At 65.9% G+C, this 16,243-nt stretch carries 18 protein-coding genes; 12 read left to right on the forward strand and 6 right to left on the reverse strand.

Annotated elements, in window-relative coordinates; all coding sequences use genetic code 11:
- Positions 1-238: 238 nt before the first annotated feature.
- Positions 239-1,168 carry a glycine reductase gene (locus tag AB4Z51_RS15205; RefSeq protein WP_441497600.1) on the forward strand — a complete coding sequence of 310 codons (930 nt, stop codon included), beginning with the start codon at positions 239-241 and terminating at the stop codon, positions 1,166-1,168.
- Between the two features lie 36 nt (positions 1,169-1,204).
- On the forward strand, positions 1,205-2,398 hold the full coding sequence (locus tag AB4Z51_RS15210; RefSeq protein WP_085402581.1) for a CaiB/BaiF CoA transferase family protein: 1,194 nt from the start codon (positions 1,205-1,207) through the stop codon (positions 2,396-2,398).
- A 108-nt stretch (positions 2,399-2,506) separates the two neighbouring features.
- Here the strand turns inward: AB4Z51_RS15210 and AB4Z51_RS15215 are convergent, their stop codons facing one another.
- The gene (locus AB4Z51_RS15215; protein ID WP_135215924.1) at positions 2,507-3,277 is read right to left on the reverse strand and encodes an SOS response-associated peptidase; all 771 of its coding nucleotides are present in this window, start codon (positions 3,275-3,277) and stop codon (positions 2,507-2,509) included.
- Between the two features lie 63 nt (positions 3,278-3,340).
- Here AB4Z51_RS15215 and AB4Z51_RS15220 point away from each other — a divergent pair, with 63 nt between their 5' ends.
- From AB4Z51_RS15220 to AB4Z51_RS15235, 4 genes are all read left to right on the forward strand, one after another.
- Positions 3,341-3,841: a hypothetical protein gene (locus AB4Z51_RS15220; protein ID WP_028152167.1), complete on the forward strand. Its 501-nt coding sequence runs from the start codon at positions 3,341-3,343 to the stop codon at positions 3,839-3,841.
- Positions 3,842-3,871: 30 nt separating this feature from the next.
- Positions 3,872-4,306, forward strand: a complete 435-nt coding sequence (locus AB4Z51_RS15225) for an NUDIX hydrolase (protein ID WP_085402579.1) — start codon at positions 3,872-3,874, stop codon at positions 4,304-4,306.
- A 47-nt stretch (positions 4,307-4,353) separates the two neighbouring features.
- Complete coding sequence (locus AB4Z51_RS15230) at positions 4,354-4,731, forward strand: TIGR02301 family protein (protein ID WP_011085347.1); 378 nt, start codon at positions 4,354-4,356, stop codon at positions 4,729-4,731.
- Positions 4,732-5,025: 294 nt separating this feature from the next.
- Positions 5,026-5,292, forward strand: coding sequence for a hypothetical protein (locus AB4Z51_RS15235; protein WP_014497305.1), 267 nt, complete (start codon positions 5,026-5,028; stop codon positions 5,290-5,292).
- 196 nt (positions 5,293-5,488) lie between these two features.
- On the opposite strand, the gene AB4Z51_RS15240 is transcribed toward AB4Z51_RS15235, so the two are convergent.
- The 5 genes from AB4Z51_RS15240 to AB4Z51_RS15260 form a co-directional block, all read right to left on the reverse strand.
- Complete coding sequence (locus AB4Z51_RS15240; protein ID WP_085402578.1) at positions 5,489-5,809, reverse strand: cupredoxin domain-containing protein; 321 nt, start codon at positions 5,807-5,809, stop codon at positions 5,489-5,491.
- 10 nt (positions 5,810-5,819) lie between these two features.
- On the reverse strand, positions 5,820-6,353 hold the full coding sequence (locus tag AB4Z51_RS15245) for a DUF4142 domain-containing protein (RefSeq protein ID WP_085402577.1): 534 nt from the start codon (positions 6,351-6,353) through the stop codon (positions 5,820-5,822).
- An 88-nt stretch (positions 6,354-6,441) separates the two neighbouring features.
- The gene (locus AB4Z51_RS15250) at positions 6,442-7,131 is read right to left on the reverse strand and encodes an RNA polymerase sigma factor (RefSeq protein WP_085402576.1); all 690 of its coding nucleotides are present in this window, start codon (positions 7,129-7,131) and stop codon (positions 6,442-6,444) included.
- A 127-nt stretch (positions 7,132-7,258) separates the two neighbouring features.
- Positions 7,259-8,122, reverse strand: coding sequence for a sulfurtransferase (locus AB4Z51_RS15255; RefSeq protein WP_085402575.1), 864 nt, complete (start codon positions 8,120-8,122; stop codon positions 7,259-7,261).
- A gap of 143 nt (positions 8,123-8,265) precedes the next feature.
- On the reverse strand, positions 8,266-9,600 hold the full coding sequence (locus AB4Z51_RS15260) for a dihydroorotase (RefSeq protein ID WP_441497601.1): 1,335 nt from the start codon (positions 9,598-9,600) through the stop codon (positions 8,266-8,268).
- 101 nt (positions 9,601-9,701) lie between these two features.
- Between AB4Z51_RS15260 and ygfZ the strand changes: the two genes are divergently transcribed.
- The 6 genes from ygfZ to AB4Z51_RS15290 all read left to right on the forward strand — a co-directional run bounded on the left by ygfZ (position 9,702) and on the right by AB4Z51_RS15290 (position 16,243).
- Positions 9,702-10,577 (forward strand): CAF17-like 4Fe-4S cluster assembly/insertion protein YgfZ, encoded by an 876-nt coding sequence (gene ygfZ, locus AB4Z51_RS15265; protein WP_085402573.1) that lies wholly within the window; start codon positions 9,702-9,704, stop codon positions 10,575-10,577.
- Entirely contained in the window at positions 10,574-11,200 is a 627-nt protein-coding gene (locus AB4Z51_RS15270) for a DNA-3-methyladenine glycosylase I (RefSeq protein WP_063985089.1), read from the forward strand. Before ygfZ ends, AB4Z51_RS15270 begins: the two co-directional genes overlap by 4 nt.
- A complete protein-coding gene (locus AB4Z51_RS15275; protein ID WP_085402572.1) occupies positions 11,197-11,811 on the forward strand; it encodes a YfbR-like 5'-deoxynucleotidase in 615 nt (204 codons plus the stop codon). Before AB4Z51_RS15270 ends, AB4Z51_RS15275 begins: the two co-directional genes overlap by 4 nt.
- A gap of 144 nt (positions 11,812-11,955) precedes the next feature.
- Positions 11,956-12,462 (forward strand): tyrosine phosphatase family protein, encoded by a 507-nt coding sequence (locus AB4Z51_RS15280; RefSeq protein WP_028152156.1) that lies wholly within the window; start codon positions 11,956-11,958, stop codon positions 12,460-12,462.
- Positions 12,463-12,481: 19 nt separating this feature from the next.
- On the forward strand, positions 12,482-13,450 hold the full coding sequence (locus AB4Z51_RS15285) for an NUDIX hydrolase (RefSeq protein ID WP_085402571.1): 969 nt from the start codon (positions 12,482-12,484) through the stop codon (positions 13,448-13,450).
- A 51-nt stretch (positions 13,451-13,501) separates the two neighbouring features.
- Positions 13,502-16,243 (forward strand): DUF2339 domain-containing protein, encoded by a 2,742-nt coding sequence (locus AB4Z51_RS15290; RefSeq protein WP_135215922.1) that lies wholly within the window; start codon positions 13,502-13,504, stop codon positions 16,241-16,243.

Consider the following 16,243-nt stretch of genomic DNA (forward strand, 5'->3'; position numbering starts at 1 on the left):
GGATGAGGGGATGAGGGGTATGCGTCCGCAAATTCAGAAAAAGCGGGCTCGCGGAAAGATACCCCTCACCCGTCTCGCCGCTCCGCCGCGAGCCACCCTCTCCCACAAGGGGAGAGGGGAAGACAGCGCAATCGGCTCCACTAAGCCTGCAATTCTGCCCTGCGCCGCCCCGCCCCGGTTGAGCTACCCCAAAACTATCTCTAGTCTGGTCCCAACCAAGAACCAGGAGACGCGCCCCATGTCCGCTTCGCGCGACGACGAATTCGGCTTTGCGCCCGACTATGACTCCCCCGTCCCCTATATGCAGCGCACGCGCGAATATTACACCGCGATCGGCTACACCACGCCATATCGCTGGGCGCATTACACCGAGGCGCCGTTCCAGCCGCTGAAAAAACCGCTGGCGCAATCGCGCGTGACGATCATCACCACGGCCGCGCCTTACGATCCCACCAAGGGCGACCAGGGCCCGGGCGCGGCGTATAATGGCGGGGCGAAATTCTACCAGGTCTATGACGGCRACACCTMGAAGCAGCACGATCTGCGCATCTCGCACATCGGCTACGACCGCAAGCACACCACGGCGACCGACAACGGCACCTGGTTTCCGTTGCCGCAGCTCTTGAAGGCATCTGCCGCAGGCCGCATCGGCGAGGTGAGCCAGCGTTTCTTCGGCGCGCCGACCAACCGGAGCCATCGCGTCACGCTCGACACCGACGCGCCGGAAATCCTGGCGCGCTGCCTCGCTGACAAGGTCGATGTCGCCGTGCTGGTGCCGAACTGCCCGGTCTGCCATCAGACCACCGCACTGGTGGCGCGGCATCTCGAGGCCAACGGCATTCCGACCGTGGTGATGGGCTGCGCCAAGGACATCATCGAGCATGCCGCCGTGCCGCGCTTCTTGTTCTCGGACTTCCCGCTCGGCAATTCGGCGGGCAAGCCGCACGACGTCGCCTCGCAGGCGCAAACACTCGAGCTCGCGCTGACGCTGCTGGAAAGCGCGAGCGGGCCGCAGACCACGATGCAGTCGCCGCTGCGCTGGAGCGAGGACGCGTCCTGGAAGCTCGACTACAACAATGTCGCGCAGCTCTCGCCCGAAGAGCTGGCGCGCCGCCGCGCCGAATTCGACAAGCAGAAGGAGATCGCGCGCGGCAACCGCGCCGCCTGACGTCCTCCGACAACAACAAACAATGGGGAGAGCGACGTGACGCGACCGTTCGAGGGCGTGAAGATTCTCGACTTCACGCAAGTGCTGGCCGGCCCCTATGCGAGCTACCAGCTCGCGCTGCTGGGGGCAGATGTCATCAAGGTCGAGCGGCGCGAGGGCGAGGACATGCGCCGCACGCCGCTCAGCCGCGAATGGGCCGAGCGCGGACTGGCGCCGGCGTTCCAGGCCATCAACGGCAACAAGCGCAGCCTGACGCTCGATTTGCAAAAGCCCGATGCGATCGCGATCGTGAAGAAGCTCGTGATGCAAGTCGACGTCGTCATGGAGAACTTTCGCCCGGGCGTGATGGACAAGCTCGGGATCGGCTATGAGGCGCTGTCGGCGATCAATCCAAAACTGATCTATTGCGCCGTGTCCGGCTTCGGCCAGACCGGCCCGGACCGCCTGCGGCCCGGCTATGACGGCAAGATGCAGGCGCTGTCGGGCATCATGGCGATCACGGGCCATCCCGAGACGGGGCCGACGCGCGCGGGCTTTGCGGTGTGCGACGTGCTCTCGGGCGCCACGGCCGCATTCGGCGTGTCGAGCGCGCTGTATCAGCGCGACCGCACCGGCAAGGGACAGCTCATTGACGTCTCGATGCTGGAGGCAACGATGGCGTTTCTCTCGGGGCAGATCGCGGACTGGTCGGTCGCCGGCCATCGCCAGCAGCTGTCGGGTAACCAGGCGGTGAGCCGTCGGACCACGGCAAATCTGTTCAAATGCGGCGACGGCCACATCCTGCTCGCCGTCAACAACGAGAAGCAGTACCGCGCGCTGATGTCCGCGCTCGGCCGCGAGGACACGCTGTCGGACCCGCGCTTCACCGACTGGTTCGCGCGCAACGAGAACGAGAGCGCATTGCGCGCCATCATCGAGGAGGCGCTGGCGGCCAGGCCTGCGCGCGAGTGGGAGACAATCCTGGAAGATGCCGGCGCGCCCTGCGCCAGCATCTGGAAGGTCGAGGAGGTCATCGATCATCCGCAAATCCAGGCCCGCGGCGCGATCCAGGAGCTGGATACGCCCTACGGCCGCCTGCGCTTTGCYGGCAGCGGCTTCAAGCTCGCCCATGGCGGCGGCCGGCTGGACCGGATGGCGCCGGAATTGGGTGCGGATACGGATGCTGTGCTGGGCGAGCTGGGATTTGATGCAGCGGAGATCGCGGCGCTCAGGGCAAAAGAGATCGTGTAGATCGCGTAGGGTGGGCAAAGGCGCAACGCGCCGTGCCCACCGTCTATCCACTTGCTTGAAACACGATGGTGGGCACGCTTCGCTTTGCCCACCCTACGGCACCGCCGCCTAGAACAACGACCCCTGCCCGTCATCTGACGAGCTAGCAGCAACCTTCCGCGCGACCTTCTTCGGCTTCGCAGCCTCTGCCTCTGCCTCGGCCTCCATCTCCTCCGCGCTGATCGGCAACACGAGCTGATCGTCGTCATTGGCGACGCGGTTGACGCGGGTGGAGACCGGGTGCCAGGCGAATTCACCGATGCGCGGGGTGGACATCAGCGGCAACACCGCATCGACATCGTCGCCGCGGCTGTCGAGCCAGCGCTCGAAATCGCGCGGGCTGATGGTGACGGGCACGCGGTCATGCAGCGCGGCGAGATCCTCGCCCGCCGCCGCCGTGACGATCGCGACGGTGTCGAGCTCCTCACCGTTCGGCCCGACCCAGGTCTCGAATACCGCAGCGAAGCCGAGCGGCTCGCCATCGGCGCGGTGGATGAAGAAGGGTTGCTTGCGGCCGCCCTCCGTCTTCCATTCATAATAGCCGTCGGCGGGAATCAGGCCGCGGCGCCTCCGAATCGCGTTCTTGAAGGCGGGCTTTTCCAGCACCGTCTCGGAGCGCGCGTTGATCAGGAGCGTAAATCCCTTGGGATCCTTGACCCAGCTGGGCAACAATCCCCAGCGCATCAAGCGGAAATGGCGCGCGCCGTTCTCGAGCAGCACGACTGGAATCGGTTGTGTCGGCGCGACGTTGTACCGTGACGGGAAATTCGGCTGCTCGATGTAGCCGAACAGTTGCCGTAAAGCCGCGGGGGCCGAAGTTATGACGAAGCGTCCACACATCCTTGGCGATCTATATAGGGTCCGTTCAGGTCGTTTTAACCCCGAACGCTAACACTGCGGCAGATGAGCTCAAAGGCCTCCCAACCCGCGCGGACGCATGTACAGACGGGCCCCGAGGCCGCCGCCTGGGCCGAGCGGCTGCGCGTGGCCAACATCAACCCGCGAACCGGGCTTGCCACCGACTATCTCAACCATTTCAATGAAGCCGTGATGCTGCTGGAAATGGTCCCGGACATGCCGGAATGCGCCGAAGATTTTTTGACCTGGTCGCCGCTGTCCTATGCCGAGCATTTCACCGCGTCGAATTTCAAGGCACGGGATCTGGCCATCGAAGCCTATGAGAAGGCCGATCCGAACGTGCGCGCCCAGTTCGACCACATCACTGATACCATGACCTCGATCCTGACAGCGGTCGGCTCGGCCATGCGCGAGGTCGAGAAGGATACGACCCGCGTCCGCCTCGCCGAGCAGGCCACGCTCTGGGTCAAGCCGCTGATCGCGGCCTGCGGCGGCATCATCAATGGCGGCGCGGAAGCCGACGTCGACACCATCATGGCGAATTGAGCCAAGGGCTGTTGAAGGGTCGTTGAAGATATGCCTGCGGTCATCCAGCCCACCCACCCCCAGATCGCGGTCAGCGCCGCCATCTTCCGCGACGGCAAGGTGCTTCTGACCCGCCGCGCCCGCTCGCCCGCCAAGGGGTTCTATTCGCTGCCCGGCGGCCGGGTCGAGTTCGGCGAATCGCTGCACCAGGCGCTGGCGCGCGAGGTCGACGAGGAGACCGGGCTCGCCATCGAAATCATCGGCCTCGCCGGCTGGCGCGAGGTGCTGCCGACCGCCCCCGGCGCCGGCCATTACCTGATCATGTCCTTTGCCGCCCGCTGGGTGGCCAAGGAGCCGGCTCTCAACGACGAGCTCGACGATTACCGCTGGATCGCCCCCGGCGCCCTGGCGAGCCTCGGCGACCTCAAGCTGACCGGGGGGCTGGAGGAGGTCATCCTGTCGGCCGCCCGGCTGATCGGGCCCTGACTGCCCCGTCTTGCGTCCTCCGCCCCGAGGGGGCATACACCCCGCCGATGTCCACGCGATTTCTGGCCATTTTTGCCCTGATTCTCGCCTGCGCCTCCGTGCCCACGAGGGCCCAGGACGTGGCGGCGCCGTTTGACGCCGATTTGCAGCGGCTGGCGGAGATTTTGGGCGGCCTGCACTATCTGCGCGGCATCTGCGGGTCCAACGAGGGCAACAAATGGCGCAGCGAGATGCAGGCGCTGATCGATGCCGAAACCCCCTCGGGCGAGCGCCGCACCCGCATGATCGCCGGCTTCAACCGCGGCTATAACGGCTTCCAGCAGACCTATCGGAGCTGCACGCCGGCCGCGACGGTGGCGATCCGCCGCTATATCGAGGAAGGCTCGAAGATCTCGCGTGATCTCACCGCGCGTTACGCGAACTGATTTCTCTTTCCGTCATTCCGGGGCGCGCGAAGCGCGAGCTACGATGCGCAATTGCGCATCTGAGAATCCATCGGGCCACCAACTCTGACGCACGATGGATTCCGGGCCCGCGCCTGTCGGCGCGTCCCGGAATGACGAGAGATGAACGCGAACGCGCATCTGGAACCCTGTCATCGACTTTGTTCACAGCCGTTAACCGTTCCTAAAGATGTGGCCTAGCGGGCGTTAATACGCGTGCTACACCTTTCGTACAGCGCATCGCCGTGGATCGCGCCCCAGCCCTGATCGAGTTTCATGAGCCATTCAGTGTCCTACGCCCCCGCCCGCGCGCCGCTGCCCGATCACGAGCAGAAACAGGCCGCGCTGAGCTATCTCAACGAGGCCTGGGCCGAAGCGCGCCATGATGGCGTCGACGGCGACTGCCTGGCGCAGGCGAGCCTGTTTGCGGCATTCGCCGAGCTCGTCGGCACCTACGGCGAGGATGCGGTGGCGAAATTCGTCGAGGGCTTTCCGGGCCGCATCCGCAACGGCGAATTCTCGGTCACTCTCGCAAGGCAGTAAGCTGCTTGCGAAAAATGACCCCGCCACACGGGCGGGGCCAGTCTACGGATGAATGACCTGGCGAACGGGATCTGGCGAACAGGTTCGCGAAGTCTGCTGCGTTTATCGCACGGAAGCCGCCTCCCCCGGACTAGCATTAGTCTCGCGATGACCGGGAGATATTCCCACTACGATCGGGAATGCACTCCCTCCTCCCTCACGGCGCGACCTTGAGCGTCGCTTTCATGTTGGGATGATAGCGGCAGTAATAATCGACTGTTCCCGCCTTATTCAGAACAAACGTTGCCGACTTCTTCGGTGGCARCATTACGTCGAAATCGCCGTTCTTCGCCGTGGCGGTGTGCGCGAACACGTCCTTGTTGATCCATTCGATGGTATCACCGACCTTCGCGGACGTTTCGGCCGGTGAAACCACGAGATTTTCCATTGTGATCTGAATGGTCGCGGCGCGCGCCGGGACGACGATCGACAGCAAGACGACCGCAAGCGCGATCGAAGCGAGGTGTCCCGGCTTCATCCCACACCCCCTATTTCAGCTCGGCCGCGACATGCTCGGCGTGCTGCTGATGGCCCTGAAAAATCTTCAGGCCGGTCTGCAACAGGCTCTTGAGCTCGGCATTGCCGGCGGACGGGATGAGCTGGGTTTCCAGCGCGCCGTTGACCGCCTTGTGGTAGGCGACCTCGTTCGCGACATAGGCCTTGTCGAAGGCCGCGCCGCTCAGCTTGTCGAACTCAGCCAGCTTGTCGCTCGCCTGCTTCGACAGCGCCTTGCTGGTATCGTTGTCTTCAGGCGTAACGTTCAGCTTCTTGACCAGCGCCAGCGCCTGCTTGTTGACCGCCTCGTGGTCGCGCAGCATGTCCTCGGCAAACGCCTTGACGTCCTTGTTCTTGGCCTTTTTCTGCGCCTGCTTGGCCGCGTTGATGTCGATCACGCCCGCTGTGTAGGCGATGTGAGCGATCTGCGGATCGGTGGGCTTGTCGGCTGCGCCGGCGCCCCGAAGCAGCGCGGGGCTCGACAACAGAATTGCCGCGGCGATCGCCGCGCTCCATCGGGTGGACATGTTTGAAACTCCTGTGCTGCCGGACGGTTTGCCGGCGTTGCTTCACAGGCATTGGATGGGATTTTCGCGCAAACGTTCCCGAAAAACTTCAGCCGCCGCTGCCGAGCCGCTTCAGCACCGATACGGTCAGCCGCTCGCAGCGCCACCCGGCGAACGGGAAGGCATCCATCACCACCGGACCGATCTCCTTCTCGACGTTCTCGCGCAGCATGGTGCGCGCACGGTGCAGCCGCGTCTTCACGGTCTCGGGCTTGACGCCGAGCAGATCGGCGGTCTCCTCGATGTTCATCCCCTCCATGACGCGCGCGACGAAGACCATGCGGAAGACATCCGGCAGTTCGTCGATTGCGCGTTCGACGACGCGCTGGATTTCACGTTGGGCCATGGTCCTTTCCGGATCGCCTGCGGGAGAAACGGGAAATTTTATGATCTGCGCGTCGAGCGCCTCTTCCGGCAGAGCGCTGAGCTCGACATGCGGCTTGCGGCTTCGCGCCCGGCCAAGCGCCTCGTTGATGGCAATGCGCGACAGCCAGGTCGACAGCCCGGACTCGCCGCGAAAGTCGTCCAGATGGGTAAAGGCCCGGACATAGGTTTCCTGCACCACGTCCTCGGCTTCGCTGTCGCTGCGCAGGATACCGCGCGCAAGACGGTAGAGCCTGCGGTTGTTGGCCTGCATGATCTCGCGCAACGCGGCCTCGTCACGGCCCCGCGCGCGGTCGATCAGTTCGGCTTCCGATGCTCTGGCGCCGGCGGACAGGCCGGCTGCGGTCCGCTGCATGGTGGTCACCTGTTTCCATTCGTTCCGGACATTGGATGCGGGCCCGCGATAAAGGTTCCCGACTTTCTTCCTTACACTCCCCCTCCTTCCTTACCCTCCCCTGGAGGGGGGAGGGTAAGAGAGTCCTCTAGTCCGTCTCGATCGGCAGTGCCGGATCCCTCGCCCATTCGCCCATGGAGGCATCGTACAGCGTCAGCTTGTCGTAGCCGAGTTGTGTCAGCATGAGCAGGTCGATCGTCGCCGAGATGCCGCCGCCGCAATAGCAGATCACATTCTTGTCGCGCGTAACGCCCTGGGCCGCGAATTTCGCTTCGGCATCGGCGAGCGTCGTCAGTGTCTTGTCGGCCTGGGCGAGCGTGGCCGCGGGCACGTTGACGCTGCCGGGCACGCGGCCGGGCCGGCCGTAGCGGCTCGGCTCGAGGCCTTGATGAAATTGCGGCCCGAGCGCGTTGACGATCACGGTCGAGGGATCGCCGATCCGCGCCTTCACGGTGGTCTTGTCGACGAAGAAGCCCGCGCGCGGCACGGCCTTGAAGGTGGTGGCGGGATAGCCCTTCGGCGCGCCCGTCTCGACCGGCCGCCCCTCGTCCTTCCATTTGTCAAACCCGCCGTCGAGCACCTGTGCATCGACACCGAGCGAGCGCAGCATCCACCAGAATCGCGTCGACCACATCATGGTGCCGATGCTGTAGAGCACGATGGTCTTGGATGCGTCAGCGCCGTGGCGACCGAAGGCGGCCTCTAGCTGGGGCACGCCAGCCATCATGAAGAGCTGTTGCGCGGAGGTGTCGGAGAACTCGCCCTGCAGGTCGAAGAAATCCGCGCCGGGGATGTGGCCGGCCGCGAACGTCTTGTCGCCCGGGACAGCGCGATACGGCACGTCGCTGCCGGGCGGGACAGGCTCGTTGTAGGTCGTGCAGTCGTAGAGGCGGAGGTTGGGATCGCCGAGAATCGCGGCGAGTTGCACAGTGGTGATGAGGGGTTGGGTCATGGACTACTCTCCCTGTCGAGGGATTGTAGCTCTCTCCCCTCGTCATTGCGAGCGCAGCGAAGCAATCCAGACTGCCTCCGCGGAGAGATTCTGGATTGCTTCGTCGCTGCGCTCCTCGCAATGACGAGGCTAAAGAATGCCCCTTACTGCTTCAGCGTCTCCAGGAACCGCACCGGCTCGCCCTGCGAGGCCGTCACCAGTTCGCCCTGCCACATCACGCGGCGGCCGCGGATGAAGGTGCCGACGGGCCAGCCCGTGACGCGAACGCCCTCATAGGGGGTCCAGCCGGCCTTCGACGCCACCCATTTGTTGGTAATGGTCTCGCTGCGCTTGAGATCGACGATCGTGAAATCGGCGTCGTAGCCCGCGGCAATGCGGCCCTTGCAGGCCATGTTGTAGAGACGCGCGGGGCCGGCGCTGGTGAGATCGACGAAGCGCGCCAGCGACAGGCGGCCGGCGTTGACGTGGTCGAGCATGAGCGGCACCAGCGTCTGCACTCCGGTCATGCCGGAGGGCGAGGCCGGATAGGTCTTCGACTTCTCTTCCAGCGTATGCGGGGCATGGTCGGAGCCAAGCACGTCGATGATGCCCTGCTCGATGCCGCGCCAGATGCCGGCGCGGTGATCGGCCCCGCGCACCGGCGGGTTCATCTGCGCCAGCGTGCCGAGCCGCTCGTAGCATTCGGGTGCGACCAGCGTCAGATGATGCGGCGTCGCCTCGCAGGACGCGACATCCTTGTGGTCGCGCAGGAACTCGATCTCTTCCTTGGTCGAGATGTGCAGCACGTGGATGCGCTTGCCGGTCTCGTGCGCGAGCTTGACCAGCCGCTGCGTCGCCATCAGCGCCGCGGTCTCGTCGCGCCAGACCGGATGCGAACGCGGATCGCCCTCGATGCGCAACGACTTGCGGTCGTTGAGGCGGTATTCGTCTTCGGCGTGGAAGGCGGCGCGGCGGCGGATCACCTGGAAGATGCGGCGCAGGCTCTCGTCGTCCTCCACCAGCAGCGCGCCGGTCGACGAGCCGATGAACACCTTGACGCCCGCGCAGCCGGGCGCGCGCTCCAGCACCGGCAGATCCTGCACGTTCTCGCGGGTGCCGCCGATGAAGAAGGCGAAATCGCAATGCATGCGATGATGGGCACGCTTCACCTTGTCGGTGAAGGTGGCCTCCGTCACGGTCAACGGCGACGTGTTCGGCATCTCGAACACGGCGGTGACGCCGCCCATCACGGCGCTGCGCGACCCTGTCTCGAGGTCTTCCTTCTGCTCCAGCCCGGGCTCGCGGAAATGCACCTGGGTGTCCATCACGCCGGGCAGGATGTGGAGGCCCTTGCAGTCGATCACCTCAGCGGCGGAGGCCTGCGACAGCGGGCCCAGCTCCGCGATGCGGCCGTTGGTGATGCCGATATCGCGAACACCCTCGCCGTCCTGGTTGACGACGGTGCCGCCTTTGAGGATCACATCGAAGCGCTGGGTCATGGCTGAAGGCCTCTCTCATCCCCAAGCGCGGGGCTTGAGGTCTTGTCGTTTATGCCTTGCGGGCTTACGTTCCGGAGCAACATGTCGCAAGAGATTTTCACATGAAATCAGCGTTTCTTCCCGACCGGAGCGTGGTCAAGGTCGCGGGCGAGGATGCGCGCAACTTCCTCAACGGCCTGATCACGACCGATCTCGACAGGCTGAAGCCGGGCCTGGGGCGATTCGGTGCGCTGCTGACGCCGCAGGGCAAGATCATCGTGGATTTCCTGATCACAGAGGTGCCCGCAGGCCATGGCGGCGGGTTCCTGATCGACTGTCCGAAGGCGCTGGCCGAGGGCCTCGCCACCAAGCTGAAATTCTACAAGCTGCGCGCCAAGGTCACGGTGGAAAACCTCGATCTCGGTGTGCTCGCGGCCTGGGACGGCCAGCTTGCGGCGCAGCCGGACCTTGCATTCGCCGATCCGCGCAATGATGCGCTCGGCACTCGCATCCTGATCCCCGAAGATCTCAAGCAGAAGCTGTCCGATCTCATCGGCGCCGAGCTGGTCGATGCCTCCGCCTATGAGGCGCATCGTATTGCGCTTGGCGTGCCGCGCGGCGGGCTCGATTTCATGTACAGCGATGCGTTCCCGCACGAGACCAACATGGACCGCCTCGCCGGCGTCGATTTCGACAAGGGCTGCTATGTCGGCCAGGAGGTCGTCTCGCGTATGCAGCATCGCGGCACCGCGCGCACCCGCAGCGTCAAGGTGCTGCTCGATGACCTCTCGCCGGAGGCCGGCGTCAGTGTTATGGCCGGCGACAAGCCGGTCGGCACGATGGGCTCGTCCGCCCAGGGCAAGGGCATCGCGCTGGTGCGCATCGACCGCGTTGCGGACGCGCTCGATGCCGGCCAGCCGCTCACCGCCGGCGGCCTCGCCGTGCGGCTCGCCGAACCCGACGTCGTCCGCATTCCCCTGAAGCAGCCCATCGCATGAGCCGAGCCCCCCGCCTGCATCCCGACGGAAAGACCCGCTGCCCCTGGCCCGGCGAAGACCCGCTCTATGTCGCCTATCACGACACCGAATGGGGCGTGCCGGAATATGACGACCGTGCGCTCTACGAAAAGCTGATCCTCGACGGCTTCCAGGCCGGCCTCTCCTGGATCACGATCCTGCGCAAGCGGGACAATTTCCGCAAAGCCTTCGATGATTTTCAGCCGGAGAAGATCGCGCGCTACAACGACAAGAAGGTGCACGCGCTGATGAACGATGCCGGCATCGTGCGCAACCGCGCCAAGATCGACGGCGCGATCCTGAGCGCGAAATCGTATCTCGACATCATGGAGAAGGGCCCGGGCTTCTCGAAGCTGTTGTGGGACTTCATGGACGGCCGGCCCAAGGTCAACAATTTCAAGACCACTGCGAGCGTGCCGGCCTCGACGCCGCTGTCGACGCAGATCTCCAAGGAACTGTCCTCGCGCGGTTTCAAATTCGTCGGTCCGACCATCGTCTACGCCTTCATGGAGGCGACCGGCATGGTCAACGACCATCTCGTCGACTGCCATTGTCACGCGAGCTGCGGCAAGACGCAGCGCAAGCCGCGCCTCAAGGCCAAATGACCGCGAAGAAAACGGCACGCGACGTGGCATCCCGCGCCTGGCAACGCATGTTGTCGGGCCGGCGGCTCGATCTGCTCGATCCCTCTCCGCTCGATGTCGAGATCGCCGACATCGCGCATGGGCTCGCGCGCGTGGCGCGCTGGAACGGGCAGACCACCGGCGCGCACATCTTCTCGGTCGCGCAGCATACGCTTCTGGTGGAGACCGTGATGCGGCACGAGATGCCGCGCGTCGACGAGCGCATGCGGCTGGCCGCGCTGCTGCACGATGCGCCCGAATACGTGATCGGCGACATGATCTCGCCGTTCAAGGCCGTGCTCGACGGCCATTACAAGGCGGTGGAGAAGCGCCTGCTCGGCGCCATCCACATCCGCTTCGGCCTGCCGCCGGCGCTGCCCGAGGAGATCACGCAAGCCATCAAGGCCGCCGATCGCGGGGCGGCCTATCTGGAGGCAACCGAGCTCGCCGGCTTCAGCGAAAGCGAGGCGAAGCGCCTGTTCGGCAGGGACCCCGGCCTCTCCGACAGCGTCCGGCGCGACTACCTCACGCCCTGGACCGCGGCGCGGGCCGAGAAGCAGTTTCTGGAGCGGTTCAACGCGGTGTTCGCGTAGCATCATCCCTTCGTAGGGTGGGCAAAGCGAAGCGCGCCCACCAAACTAGCCGCAATGTGCGCGGTGCGAAACGGTGGGCACGGCGCGATGCGCCTTTGCCCACCGTACGAGCGCTCGCTATAATCAGCGGCAAAAAGGTCCGCCATGATCCACGTCTGTTCCCTCGCCGCCCTTCCCGAAACCGTCCGCCTCACCAGGGCCAGCCATGTGCTGACCGTCATGGCCAATGTCGAGCAGGTGGCACGTCCGGTGTCGGTGCTGCCGGCCAACCATCTCAAAGTGTCGATGGACGACATCACCGAGGAGATGGACGGCTTCACCGCACCATCCGAAGCTCATATCGACCAGGTGCTGAATTTCGTGCGCGGCTGGGACCGCAGCGCGCCGCTGGTGGTGCATTGCTATGCCGGCATCAGCCGCTCCACTGCGAGCGCGTTCGCGGCCGTCTGCGCCCTCAATCCGGATCGCGACGAGATCGAGATCGCCAAGAAGATCCGCGCGGCCTCCCCGATAGCCTCGCCGAACCGCCGCATCGTCGGCCTTGCCGACCGCGCGCTTGGGCGCAACGGCCGCATGCTGCGCGCGCTCGACGAGATGGGCCCGGGCGCGATGATGGTCGAGGGCCGCCCCTTCGTGATCGAGCTCGAATGACAACTGCGACATCAGCCGCATGAGCGACACGCAGCTGACGCCGATCGAGATCGGCCTGACCGCGGCGATCGTCGCGATCGAGGATCATGAGCCGCTGATCCTCACCGCGCACAGCAGTGATGGGCTGGCGGGCCTGCCGTTCGGGCCGTTCGATGCGCCGAGCCATCGCACGTTCGAGATCGGCCTGCGCGCCTGGGTCGAGGCACAGGCGGGCTTGCGGCTCGGCTATGTCGAGCAGCTCTACACGTTCGGCGATCGTGGTCGTCATGCCGAGGCCGGCGACACCGGTGCGCATATGGTGTCGATCGGCTATCTCGCGCTGACGCGCGCGGTGGGCGGCGAGCTCGCAGCGACCGGCGCGAGCTTCGAACCATGGTATCGCTTCCTCCCCTGGGAAGACTGGCGCGAGGAGCCGCCCGCGATCATCGCCCGTGACATCATCCCGGCGCTGACGCTATGGGCCGAGGAGGAGACGCCGGAGACCACACGCGCATTGCCGCGCCGGGATCGCGTGCGGTTCTATTTCGGTCTCGACGGCGCGCCCTGGGACGAGGAGCGCGTGCTCGACCGCTACGAGCTCTTGTACGAGGCCGGGCTGATCGAGGAGGCGCGGCGCGACGGCCGCCCTGCGGCATTGGCGCGCAAGGAGCTTCCCGCGCTCGGCACCTCGATGCGATTCGATCACCGCCGGATTCTCGCGACCGCGATCGCGCGGCTGCGTGCGAAACTGAAGTATCGTCCTGTGGTGTTTGAACTTTTGACCGCGGAGTTCACACTCACTGAACTGCAGTACACGGTGGAGGCGATCTCCGGCCGGCACCTGCACAAGCAAAATTTCCGCCGCCTGGTCGAAACCGAAGCCCTGGTCGAACCGACCGGGGTGATGTCGACACAGACCGGCGGACGGCCGGCGGCGCTCTACCGCTTCCGCCGCGACGTGCTCCAGGAACGACCCGCGCCGGGCTTGCGCGTACGCTCCCGGCGCTAGATCCTAGGATTTGCGTGACCGGCCCCTGCCCGCCGGTTGCCTGGAGGCTTTATGTTCGACGGCCCGTTTGACGTCTTTGCGCTGATCATTGCGATCATCGCTGTCCTGATCGCGATCAAGGCCTCCAGCCAGGCGACCGAGCTGCGCCGCCGGCTCGCCTCGCTCGAAGAGATGTTTTACGCGCAGCGGCAGGTGCAGCCACCGCCGCTGATGCCCACGCAGGTGCAGGCCGAGGCGCCCGCGACGACGGCCGCCGAGCCGCCGCCGCTCGCGCCCGAAGTCGAGGCAGCACCGCCTCCGCTCGTCACCGAAGAGGTTTCACCGCGGCCGCTCGCAGCGAGCACTGAAGCCGATGCACCGCCGCCGCTTGCGGCGAGCACCGAGGCCTACGCACCGCCGCCTTTGCCCGCGCCGGCGCCCGGCTTCGAGGAACGGCTCGGCACGCGCTGGGTGGTCTGGATCGGCGGCCTCGCGCTCGCGCTCGGCGGCTTCTTCATGGTGCGCTATTCGATCGAGGCGGGCCTCGTCGGCCCCGGCGTGCGCGTGTTCCTCGGCGGGCTGTTCGCAGCCGCGCTGCTGGGCGCCGGCGAATGGTCGCGACGCAAGGAGAGCATCTCCAACATCGCGGCGCTGCCGATCGCCAACATCCCCGCGATCCTCACCGCGGCCGGAACGGCCGTGGCGTTCGCGACCATCTACGCCGCCTATGCGCTCTATGGCTTCCTCGTGCCCGCCACCGCTTTCGTGCTGCTCGGCATCGTCGCGATGGGCACGCTCGCCGCGGCACTGTTGCATGGGCCCGCACTCGCGGGCCTCGGCGTGGTCGGCGCGTTCGTGACGCCGATCCTCGTCTCCAGCGGCAAGCCGGATTATTGGGCGCTCTATGTTTATCTTGCGATCGTCACCGCCGCGAGCTTCGGCCTCGCGCACATCCGGCTGTGGCGCTGGCTCGCGGTGACGACCATCGCCTTCGCCGTGCTCTGGATCTTCCCGGGTCTCGATACCAGCGAACTGCAGGTCGCGCCGCACGCCTTCCATGCGATCGCGGGCTTCGTGCTCGCCGCTTTGCTCGTGGTCTGCGGCTTCATGTTCGGCCCGACCATCGAGGACGGCGAGATCGAGCCGGTGTCGTCGAGCTCCCTCGGCGCCTATCTGTTCGGCGCGATGCTGATCGTGCTGTCGAGCGCGCATGCGGACCTTGCGCTGATCGCCTTCACGCTTCTGGTTGGTGCGACGCTGTTCGTCGCCTGGCGCGCGCCGGCGGCGACCGGCGCGCTGGGCGCGGCCGCAGCGACCGTCTTCATCGTGTTCGCCGAATGGGCGGTGCGCGCCAATCCCGACATGCTGGTGCTGCCGGGCGGCCCCATGCCCGGCGTCGGACCGACAGCGATCGACGGCGCGGTGACGCTGCATCTGGTGATGGCCGCAATCTTCGCTGCCGGCTTCGGCATCGCGGGCTTTCTCGCGCAGGGCCGCTCGAGCTCGGCGGTCATTCCGGTGGTGTGGTCGGCGGCAGCCGTTGCGACGCCGACCGCGATCCTCGTTGCGCTCTACGCGCGCATCGCCCATCTCGACCGCTCGATCCCGTTCGCGATCCTCGCGGTGCTGCTCGCCGCGGCCTTCGGCGCTGCGACCGAAGCGCTGGCACGCCGCGAAGATCGGCCGGGCGCTGCGACCTCCGTCGCGCTGTTCGCGACCGGCACGCTCGGCGCATTGGCACTGGCGCTGACCTTCGCCCTCGAAAAGGGCTGGCTCACCATCGCGCTGGCCCTGATGTCGCTCGGCACGGCCTGGATCTCGCTGCAGCGGCCGATCCCGGTCCTGCGCCGGCTCGCCGCCATCTTTGCCGCGATCGTTACCGCGCGCATCGGCTATGATCCACGCATCGTCGGCGATGCCGTCGGCACCACGCCGATCATCAACTGGCTGTTGTGGGGCTACGGCCTGCCGGCGGCCTCGTTCTGGGGCGCGAGCATCTTCCTGCGCCGCCGCGGCGACGATCCGCCGCTGCGCATCGTGGAGGCCGCCGCGATCCTGTTCACCGCGCTGCTCGCCTTCATGGAGATCCGGCATCTTGCCACCGGCGGCCGCATGACGTCGCCGCCCTCACTGCTCGAATTTGCCCTGCAAGTCTGCGTCGCGCTCGCCATGGCGATCGGGCTGGAGCGGCTGCGGCTGAGGAGCCACAGCATCGTTCACAATGTCGGCGCAATCGCGCTCACCGCGATCGCCGGGCTCATCAGCGTGTTCGGCCTGCTGATCCTGGAGAATCCGTGGCTGCTCTCCAGCGTCGATGTCGGCGGTCTCGTCTTCAACCTGCTGCTGCTCGGCTACGCTCTCCCGGCGGTGCTGATGCTGCTGCTGTCCTATGCGGTGGCCGGACATCGCCCCGTCGCCTATGCGAACACGATTGCCGGCGCTGCGCTGGTGTTCGCGCTGACCTATTTGACGCTGGAGATCCGCCGCTTCTATCACGGCCCGGTCCTGCTCTACGGCGCCACCACGGGCGCGGAGCAATACACCTATTCGATCGGCTGGCTCGGCTTCGGCGTGGTGCTGCTCGGCGTCGGCATTCTCGTCAACTCCGAGCGGGCACGGCTGGCGTCGGCCGCGGTGATCGCGCTGACGATCCTGAAGGCCTTCGTGATCGACATGTCGACGCTGACAGGCGTCTACCGCGCGCTGTCGTTCATGTGCCTCGGCATCGTGCTGGTCGCGATCGGCTGGCTCTACCAGCGCATCCTGTTCCGGCGGCAGGTCGCACCGCCGCCGGCTCCGCAGGCGAGCACTTGA

The organism is Bradyrhizobium sp. 2TAF36, from assembly GCF_052114925.1.
Lineage (GTDB): Bacteria > Pseudomonadota > Alphaproteobacteria > Rhizobiales > Xanthobacteraceae > Bradyrhizobium > Bradyrhizobium barranii.

What these genes read in the sequence shown, in the direction of transcription:
- AB4Z51_RS15285 (WP_085402571.1), top strand. Translation starts at nt 12,482, where the DNA reads ATGAGCGACACGCAGCTGACGCCGATCGAGATCGGCCTGACCGCGGCG.
- AB4Z51_RS15250 (WP_085402576.1), bottom strand. Translation starts at nt 7,131, where the DNA reads ATGCAGCGGACCGCAGCCGGCCTGTCCGCCGGCGCCAGAGCATCGGAA.
- AB4Z51_RS15235 (WP_014497305.1), top strand. Translation starts at nt 5,026, where the DNA reads ATGAGCCATTCAGTGTCCTACGCCCCCGCCCGCGCGCCGCTGCCCGAT.
- AB4Z51_RS15270 (WP_063985089.1), top strand. Translation starts at nt 10,574, where the DNA reads ATGAGCCGAGCCCCCCGCCTGCATCCCGACGGAAAGACCCGCTGCCCC.
- AB4Z51_RS15245 (WP_085402577.1), bottom strand. Translation starts at nt 6,353, where the DNA reads ATGTCCACCCGATGGAGCGCGGCGATCGCCGCGGCAATTCTGTTGTCG.
- AB4Z51_RS15275 (WP_085402572.1), top strand. Translation starts at nt 11,197, where the DNA reads ATGACCGCGAAGAAAACGGCACGCGACGTGGCATCCCGCGCCTGGCAA.
- AB4Z51_RS15220 (WP_028152167.1), top strand. Translation starts at nt 3,341, where the DNA reads ATGAGCTCAAAGGCCTCCCAACCCGCGCGGACGCATGTACAGACGGGC.
- AB4Z51_RS15225 (WP_085402579.1), top strand. Translation starts at nt 3,872, where the DNA reads ATGCCTGCGGTCATCCAGCCCACCCACCCCCAGATCGCGGTCAGCGCC.
- AB4Z51_RS15215 (WP_135215924.1), bottom strand. Translation starts at nt 3,277, where the DNA reads ATGTGTGGACGCTTCGTCATAACTTCGGCCCCCGCGGCTTTACGGCAA.
- AB4Z51_RS15255 (WP_085402575.1), bottom strand. Translation starts at nt 8,122, where the DNA reads ATGACCCAACCCCTCATCACCACTGTGCAACTCGCCGCGATTCTCGGC.
- AB4Z51_RS15290 (WP_135215922.1), top strand. Translation starts at nt 13,502, where the DNA reads ATGTTCGACGGCCCGTTTGACGTCTTTGCGCTGATCATTGCGATCATC.
- ygfZ (WP_085402573.1), top strand. Translation starts at nt 9,702, where the DNA reads ATGAAATCAGCGTTTCTTCCCGACCGGAGCGTGGTCAAGGTCGCGGGC.
- AB4Z51_RS15280 (WP_028152156.1), top strand. Translation starts at nt 11,956, where the DNA reads ATGATCCACGTCTGTTCCCTCGCCGCCCTTCCCGAAACCGTCCGCCTC.
- AB4Z51_RS15260 (WP_441497601.1), bottom strand. Translation starts at nt 9,600, where the DNA reads ATGACCCAGCGCTTCGATGTGATCCTCAAAGGCGGCACCGTCGTCAAC.
- AB4Z51_RS15230 (WP_011085347.1), top strand. Translation starts at nt 4,354, where the DNA reads ATGTCCACGCGATTTCTGGCCATTTTTGCCCTGATTCTCGCCTGCGCC.